Source organism: Streptacidiphilus pinicola (genome assembly GCF_003258295.1).
Lineage (GTDB): Bacteria > Actinomycetota > Actinomycetes > Streptomycetales > Streptomycetaceae > Streptacidiphilus > Streptacidiphilus pinicola.
Genome location: NZ_QKYN01000190.1, coordinates 1 through 6,511, shown reverse-complemented (window position 1 = coordinate 6,511; position 6,511 = coordinate 1). Strand labels below are relative to the sequence as shown.

The 6,511-nt window shown below is 71.9% G+C and carries 9 protein-coding genes; 4 read left to right on the top strand and 5 right to left on the bottom strand.

The genetic code is table 11. The features are described from left to right. Window positions 1–871 precede the first annotated feature (871 nt). Both DN069_RS42725 and DN069_RS35715 read right to left on the bottom strand, forming a co-directional pair. Window positions 872–1,294 carry a DUF2231 domain-containing protein gene (locus tag DN069_RS42725; RefSeq protein ID WP_341538527.1) on the bottom strand — a complete coding sequence of 141 codons (423 nt, stop codon included), beginning with the start codon at window positions 1,292–1,294 and terminating at the stop codon, window positions 872–874. A gap of 274 nt (window positions 1,295–1,568) precedes the next feature. Continuing rightward, window positions 1,569–1,955, bottom strand: a complete 387-nt coding sequence (locus DN069_RS35715) for a PRC-barrel domain containing protein (protein ID WP_111507418.1) — start codon at window positions 1,953–1,955, stop codon at window positions 1,569–1,571. Between the two features lie 197 nt (window positions 1,956–2,152). Between DN069_RS35715 and DN069_RS35710 the strand changes: the two genes are divergently transcribed. Both DN069_RS35710 and DN069_RS35705 read left to right on the top strand, forming a co-directional pair. Continuing rightward, entirely contained in the window at window positions 2,153–2,392 is a 240-nt protein-coding gene (locus tag DN069_RS35710; protein WP_133260156.1) for a hypothetical protein, read from the top strand. Between the two features lie 361 nt (window positions 2,393–2,753). Beyond that, window positions 2,754–3,119, top strand: coding sequence for an STAS domain-containing protein (locus tag DN069_RS35705; protein WP_165845786.1), 366 nt, complete (start codon window positions 2,754–2,756; stop codon window positions 3,117–3,119). Window positions 3,120–3,156: 37 nt separating this feature from the next. Here DN069_RS35705 and DN069_RS35700 read toward each other — a convergent pair whose 3' ends face one another. Together DN069_RS35700 and DN069_RS35695 are read right to left on the bottom strand one after the other, a co-directional pair. Then, window positions 3,157–3,480, bottom strand: a complete 324-nt coding sequence (locus DN069_RS35700; RefSeq protein ID WP_111507415.1) for a plasmid stabilization protein — start codon at window positions 3,478–3,480, stop codon at window positions 3,157–3,159. Window positions 3,481–3,602: 122 nt separating this feature from the next. Continuing rightward, window positions 3,603–4,643, bottom strand: coding sequence for a YihY/virulence factor BrkB family protein (locus tag DN069_RS35695; protein WP_165845785.1), 1,041 nt, complete (start codon window positions 4,641–4,643; stop codon window positions 3,603–3,605). 457 nt (window positions 4,644–5,100) lie between these two features. Here DN069_RS35695 and DN069_RS35690 point away from each other — a divergent pair, with 457 nt between their 5' ends. Then, window positions 5,101–5,367, top strand: coding sequence for a GlsB/YeaQ/YmgE family stress response membrane protein (locus DN069_RS35690; protein ID WP_111507413.1), 267 nt, complete (start codon window positions 5,101–5,103; stop codon window positions 5,365–5,367). Between the two features lie 157 nt (window positions 5,368–5,524). Here DN069_RS35690 and DN069_RS35685 read toward each other — a convergent pair whose 3' ends face one another. Next, entirely contained in the window at window positions 5,525–5,752 is a 228-nt protein-coding gene (locus DN069_RS35685; RefSeq protein WP_111507412.1) for a hypothetical protein, read from the bottom strand. A 221-nt stretch (window positions 5,753–5,973) separates the two neighbouring features. Between DN069_RS35685 and DN069_RS35680 the strand changes: the two genes are divergently transcribed. After that, complete coding sequence (locus DN069_RS35680; RefSeq protein ID WP_111507411.1) at window positions 5,974–6,363, top strand: WhiB family transcriptional regulator; 390 nt, start codon at window positions 5,974–5,976, stop codon at window positions 6,361–6,363. Window positions 6,364–6,511: the final 148 nt, after the last annotated feature.

Sequence of the window (6,511 nt, the reverse complement as noted above, 5' to 3'; positions counted from 1 at the left end):
GGTGCCGCCGCCCCCGCCCGGCAGGCCGGGTCCTGCCCCCGAGCCGCCCAAGCCTGTGCCGCAGCCGTCCCCCGCCTGAACCGTCTCCAGTCTCACGACGCTTCGAAGTGGCGTTGACTCGTCGGTCGGCCCGGGCGAGTCAGTGGAGACCGGGAACGGGGATGCAACCGGGCATCACGGCCCACGAGCCGCACGCCACGGGAACGTTCATCTGGACGGTGTGAGCTATCTGCAAAGCCCAGTCACCTTCACGTTTGCCAGGGCCATAGCCAACAGGCAGCAGCGCCTGGACGGTGACGACATATCTGCTGTGGCCGCCCCGAACCATCGCCTGCGTCCGGCGGCGACTCCTGCCCTGGCGGCATGTCCGTCGCTGTAACGCCGCGGCCGCGGGCTGGTGCTGTCCACCGCTTATACCTTGCGGTCTCCTGGGTAGACGCTTCCCGCAAGCGACCGCTTCGTCAGCAGGGAGGGTTCCGATGGGGAGCACATTCACGCAGGCCAGAGACAAGGCCACGGCTGTGGCCCACAGCGTTGGCGCCACCGGGGCGACGGCTTGGGAGAGGACCGTCTCGTTGGGCCGCCGCGCCAGCGGCCACAACGGCACCATCGTCGACCACGCCCGGCATCGGGCGGCCAGGACCGCGCAGGCCGCGAACAGGACCGCGCAGGCCACGAAGGGGAGGGCTGCGGAGGCAGCCTCACGCACGCGCGCCGCGGCCGGCACGTTCACTGCCCGCGCCCGCCACACTCTGCCCGACCGTAGCGGAGCATCCGGGCGCGCCTGCGTCACGCCCCAGGCGGCGCCGCAACGGGCTCACCCCTGGCCGTGCCCTCCACGCGGACCTCCTTCCCCGGACCGGACTACGCGTCAGTCCTCCGCGCCGGGAGCGGTGTCCGCGTCGCCTGTCTCGCTCGGCTCCCGGTGGGCGAGGTGCCCGCCGATCGCGGCACCGACTGTCGCCACGGCCAGTCCGGACCATGCCAGCGCACGCCCGCGCGCCCAGCGACCGCGCACCCGCGCGCCCAGCGATGCGGTGTAGAGCGCGCTTGCCGTCAGGTTGGCCGTGGCGTGGACCAGGCCGGCGCGCTGCCGCTCCGGGGGCAGATCGGTCCAGTCGATCCAGCCCGTCAGGGCGGTGGGCGGGACGCTCAGCAGTCCGAGTGCGATCAGGCCGCTTGCAGCGCGGCGCTCACCGGGGAAGAGGTCGAGCAGGGCGGCGCTGGACCAGCAGCCGATCGGGACCTGGACGAGGGCGGGATGGAGCCGGTGCCCGAGCCAGTCCCCGCGCAGGGCGTCCCGGAGGGGTCCAGGGCGGTGGCCGTGGTGGCGCGACGGACCAGCGCCACGAGCGGATCCAGCTGCGTTAACCCGTCGAGCGCGTCGAGGGCCCTACGCACGGGACGTTCGCCCGGGACGTCGGCGGCGGTCGCGACAGCGATCGTCTCCATGGCGAGCGCATAACCGCCGTGCCCACTTCGTAAACGGCGGTTGACGCCGCGCCCCCCGCACGGCCCCGTTCGAAGCAGGCTCCACGCGCGGGTGGACGGATGTCGGGGTGCGGATCTCAAGGGGTGAGGCGGCGAGCCAGGCCGACGGGGCTGAAGTAGTCGGCGGCCTTGGTGCGGTAGTCGGCGAAGGCGTCCGGGGTGTCGGCCAGGTATTCCGGGGCGCGTCGGAGGTGCTTTCTCGTCCCCGCCACGCGCAGGGTCTCCGCGTCGCGGTCCACCTCGGCGATCAGGCCGGCCGGCACCGCCAGCAGCCTGCCGAAGATCCAGGGGCCGGTGTTCACCAAGAGCAGCCCGGTTCCGGGTTCGTCGACGGTCCGAAGGACGGTGCCGAGTCGTCCGTCCTCCGCGTGGACCGTGTAGGTGGTCAGGCTGCCCAGACCGGGGAAGTCCTCCAGTTCGCAGTGGAACAACCACTGGGCGGGCGGGGACGGCGTGCCGGACATGACGACCCTCCTGGTGTGAACGACGTGCTCTGCTCGCGGCGTCTGCCCCACCCTCATCGCGGTACACACCTTCGGCGACTTGCTGCCGATCGTTGTCGCGGGGGCGCGTGTGTCCGGCGTCCGGGCGGGTAGTCGCGCCAGGAGCCCGCCGCGTGCGGGGCCGGGACGAGGAGCCGGGACGAGGAGGTGAGGACGTGATGCACGTCAAGTTGCGCCTCGTGTACGTGGTGGACGGCACGGTGCTGGTGCCCGCCGCGACGCTGACGGCGATGCTGCGCGCCCTTGCGGAGGAAGTCTCGGCCTGGCAGGACCAGGGCGCCGACCCCACGACCGTCGGCGCGTTCCGGGAGATGCTCGGGCGCGTGGCCGACACGATCGATGTGGACTGTATCTCCCTCACTTCGGACCTCGTCGCAGGGCGGCAGCAGTCCGGGTGAAGTTCGGAGACGCTGTCGCGCCGACGCCTGAGGAGAAGCCTGTCCGAGGAAGGGAGCACCTTCGTGTCCGCCACCATCCCCACACCCCCGGACCCCGACGTGGTCCCGGACCCAGGCCCTGCGGAGCCGCCCGTTCCGCTGCCGCCCGATCCGGACGCCGTACCGCGACCCGGTCCCGACCCCGACCCGCTGCCGTATCCCGACCCGGAGCCGGCCAGGCCCGCGGAACCCCCGGCGAAGACGCAGCCGCAGCCCGAGCCCGCGGGCCCAGGAGCCACGGCGCGGGGGTGATTCCCGGGCTTCTGGACCGGCCGATATGCGTGATGTCCACTGTTCCGACGGCTGGAAGGCCGGTGATCGCATGGCCACCGAGCAGGTGAACGGTTTCGAGCCTGAGGCGATCCAGGCGCGATGCTCGTACGAGGCTGTGGCCGGGGTGCTCGTGTATTCGCTGGCCGGGGACCTCGACGTGGGCACCGACGCGCTCGCCCTCGACGTCGCGCTGACAGGCTTCCGGGCCGTGGTTGTGGACCTTGCCGAGGTTGGGTTCTTCGGTTCCGCCGCCCTCAACGCCCTGCTCGGGCTGCGCAGGCGGGCGGCTGCAGCCGGGCTGGAGGTCCACCTGAGCGCGGTCCCGCCAGCAGTGACGCGCATCTTGGCCTTGACCGGGACCGACAGGCTCTTCCCCACTCACGAGGACGTGAACGCGTCACTGCCGGCCCCCTGAGTCGGACGCCGGCCAAGGCACCGGCACCCGTTTCCGCCTACCGGCCAAGGGCGCGTGCGAGTTCGCGCTTGTTCATCTTCGAGCGGCCGTGGATGTTGCGCTGCTTGGCCTCTTCGTAGAGCTGGTCGAAGGTCGGTCCCTGGGCGCCGCTGTGGGACCGCAGGCCGCCGCGTCGCGAGGACGAGATGTCCTTCAGCGACGTGCGGCTCGCGGTCTTCGACTCACCGTGGCGGGCACGTTCCTTGTTGACGGTGCGCGCCGCGATCTCCTTGGCGCGCTTCTCGCTCTCGCCGCGGTCCAGTGCGCTCTCCTTGATGTGCTCGTACTGGCGTTCCCGCTTGGGGCTCGATCCACGGGGCATCACGCCACCTCCTTGTTCGCCCTTTCGCATGACTCCGCACGCGGTCTACGACGCGGCTACCCAGGCGCCGAAGCAGGAATCTGTTGCCGCCCGTGAGTTACCGGGAGGCGGGCCGAGTCGGCTCACCGCCCTGCTTCGGTCTCCCCTCGCGTCTGCCCGTTCCGCTCCGGGCCCGGTGAGGGTCCACGCCGACCCTCGCACTCCCCGGCGACCGGGAAGCTGCTCTCGACCCGTTGTTCGGGGCGCCTGAGCTCCTGGCGCGCGATCGCGTCGAGCACGCGCTCGTCCGCGCGGGTCAGCGGCGGTTGCAGGAGTGAACGCGGCCACAGTCGTCGCATCGTCACGACGTTCACCTCGGCGGCGTAGATGGACAGTTGGGCGCCGAGGTAGAGCCACCAGAGCAGGCCGAGCACCGTCCCGAAGAAGCCGTACACCTGCGTGGTGTGGCGCAGCTCGTGTGCGACCAGGGCGCCGCCGAAGGCCTGCAGTGCCGTCCAGCACGGACCGGCGACCAGGCAGCCGGGAAGAAGGCAACGCAGGCGGATCTCCGCGGGGGTGAGGATACGGAAGCAGCCCAGGTAGAGGGCCGTGTTCAGGCACACCGAACCCAGCAGCCCGAAGACGGTGAGCAGCGTCCCGGGGCCGGAGACACCGGTCAGCAGGCCGGTCGCCGTCGAGACCAGCAGCAGTCCGAGCCCGAGCGAAAGAATCAGGAACAGGGAGCGGACCAGCCGCGGCCAGTAACCGGGGCGCCGCACGTTGGGGATGTTCCACACCTGGGCCATGGCGAACTGAAGGCTCTGGGCCACCCCCAGGGATCCGTACAGTAGCCCGAGGCAGCCGAGCGACACCGCGAGGAGGCTGCCCTGGAGCGAGTGCACGTTGCCGCGGAGCTGATCGCCGATCACGGGAAAGTCGGCCAACGCCGAGTTCAGCACGCTCTTCTGCAGCTGGGGGTCACCTCGTAGGGCGAACCCGAGTGCGGTGGTGAGGAGTAGCAGCAACGGGAAGAGCGCCGCAAAGCCGTAGTAGGTGATGAGGGCGGCGAGTTGCCCGCCGCGGTCGTCCCCGAACTTTCGGACCACGCCCACGACGAAGCCCGGTACCCGCTGGCGCTGCTGCCAGCCGTCGATCCGCCGGAACGCGTGCTCGAAGGCGTTCACGGTACCCGGACCCTGTGGCCGGGCCGCAGACCGGTGCGTGGCACCTGTCCGGGGGTGACCTTGTCGTGGTGGGCCGGCATCGACGGTGCCTCCCTCCGATCGGCGTGTTCTGGCGTCTGCCCGGAGAGAGCCGCCCCACACGGTCAGGAAGCCGATGCCCGCACGGCAGGGGACCCGGCGGGGAAGAGAAGCGGCCGGCGAACCCTGGCAGAGCTGTGCGGCAGTGGCACATCGTCCCCGTCGGCCGCCTGACCGCCCTGTGCCGGTACGAGCCTGCCGGCGTGCTGGGCCCACTACTCTCGGTGGTCACCTCCGAGCTGCCCGCCTGGGGCGGGAGCCTGGCTCCCGGGGCCCTCGCGGCGACAGGTCGGCGTCTGACGGGCCCCGGATCACCGGTGACGGTGCAACAGACCCCGCGCAGGGACATGAATGTGCGACGGGTGGGTAGGCGCGCGCCATGGCGGCATACATCATCTACCTGCTGATCATCGGTCTGGTCGCCGGAGCGCTGGCGCGTCTGCTGTTGCCGGGGCGCGATCCCATCGGTCTGCTGGGGACCGTGATCCTCGGCGTCGTCGGCTCGTTCGTCGGTGGGTTCCTCGGCGATGAGATCCAACTGCACCACTGGTCCCACACCTTCCACAGCAGTGGGCTGCTGTGGTCGGTCCTGGGGGCGCTGATCGTTCTGGGGATCGCGAGGCTGACTACGCACGGCAGGGACTGAACGACCCTGCCCGTGGGGGTTTGCGGCTGGTCAGTCGGGTGAGACGCCCTGTGCCGCCCGTGGCTCCCGCCGCGAGGCGGCGGTAGGCGCCCCGGACATCCCCCTACCGGGGCGCCGCGTTACGCCTGGCGGCCGTCAGGCGGCACGGCCGTCGTGCTCACGCCGGCTCCGGCCGCGCCTGGTGGTCGGCCCAGTCGACGCAGCACGCATCGCAGAGCTGCTCTCCGGGGACGTGGTCGACTTCGGCGATCGGGCGGATCTCGGTGACGGGGTGCAGTTGGCTGCCACAGAGCCCCCGGTCGTCGCCCTGGGGGGTGATGTGCCACAGCGCGGCCCCGTGACCGGGCCGGGCGCGAGGTTCGTACGGGGACACGAGGCCTGCCATGGTCCGGTGTCTGCTCTCGCCTGCTAATGCGGCGGGGAGCCTCCATGCCAACCGTAGGCCCGAGGGCTTGCCAGGGCACTCGGGCAGTGCGCGTTTGGGCGGGCAGCGCGCGGTTAGGCGCGCTGCGGTCCGCAGCCGAGCGGACTTCGGGCCGGCGGGTTTCCTAGGACCCAGGGGTCCCGGAAGTGCCCGCAACGTGCGGGCGAGGGAGGGATGCGGGCATGGGTTGCGGGTCGGGAGCTCCTGGGGCGGCGGAGCAGGCGTGGCAGTGGCAGGACCGGGCGGCGTGCGCCGACCTGGACACGCGGTTGTTCTTCCATCCCGCAGGCGAACGCGGTGAGGGCTATGAAGCCAGGGAGCAGGCCGCCAAGGATGTCTGCGCCACCTGCCCCGTTCTGCATGAGTGCCGTGACTACGCCCTCGACGCCCGCGAGCCGTACGGGGTGTGGGGCGGCCTCGGCGAGCACGAACGACTCGAGGTGCTGCGACGCCGCCGGGCGGCGCGGCGGCAGCGTCGGCACGGGACGAGTCGAGGCGGGGACGCGGGCAGGGCGCGTCCCCGGACTTCGGGGTCGAGCGGTCAGTCCGGCGGCTCCACCGGGTGTGGATGACCGGGTTCCGGGTCGGGCGTGGGCGGCGGTTCGGCCGGCTGCGTGGGGCCGGGGGGTTCCGGTGGCGGTTCCGGCGGGCCGGGAGACGGCGGTGGATCCGGGGGTACGGGCGGCTCGGGAGACCGCGCGGGCGGCGGTGGCGGGGAGC

Excerpts from the sequence above, each read along its gene's own strand:
- DN069_RS35715 (WP_111507418.1), bottom strand. The coding sequence starts at position 1,955 with ATGTCCGGCACGCCGTCCCCGCCCGCCCAGTGGTTGTTCCACTGCGAA.
- DN069_RS35710 (WP_133260156.1), top strand. The coding sequence starts at position 2,153 with ATGCACGTCAAGTTGCGCCTCGTGTACGTGGTGGACGGCACGGTGCTG.
- DN069_RS35705 (WP_165845786.1), top strand. The coding sequence starts at position 2,754 with ATGGCCACCGAGCAGGTGAACGGTTTCGAGCCTGAGGCGATCCAGGCG.
- DN069_RS35700 (WP_111507415.1), bottom strand. The coding sequence starts at position 3,480 with ATGCCCCGTGGATCGAGCCCCAAGCGGGAACGCCAGTACGAGCACATC.
- DN069_RS35690 (WP_111507413.1), top strand. The coding sequence starts at position 5,101 with ATGGCGGCATACATCATCTACCTGCTGATCATCGGTCTGGTCGCCGGA.
- DN069_RS35685 (WP_111507412.1), bottom strand. The coding sequence starts at position 5,752 with ATGGCAGGCCTCGTGTCCCCGTACGAACCTCGCGCCCGGCCCGGTCAC.
- DN069_RS35680 (WP_111507411.1), top strand. The coding sequence starts at position 5,974 with ATGGGTTGCGGGTCGGGAGCTCCTGGGGCGGCGGAGCAGGCGTGGCAG.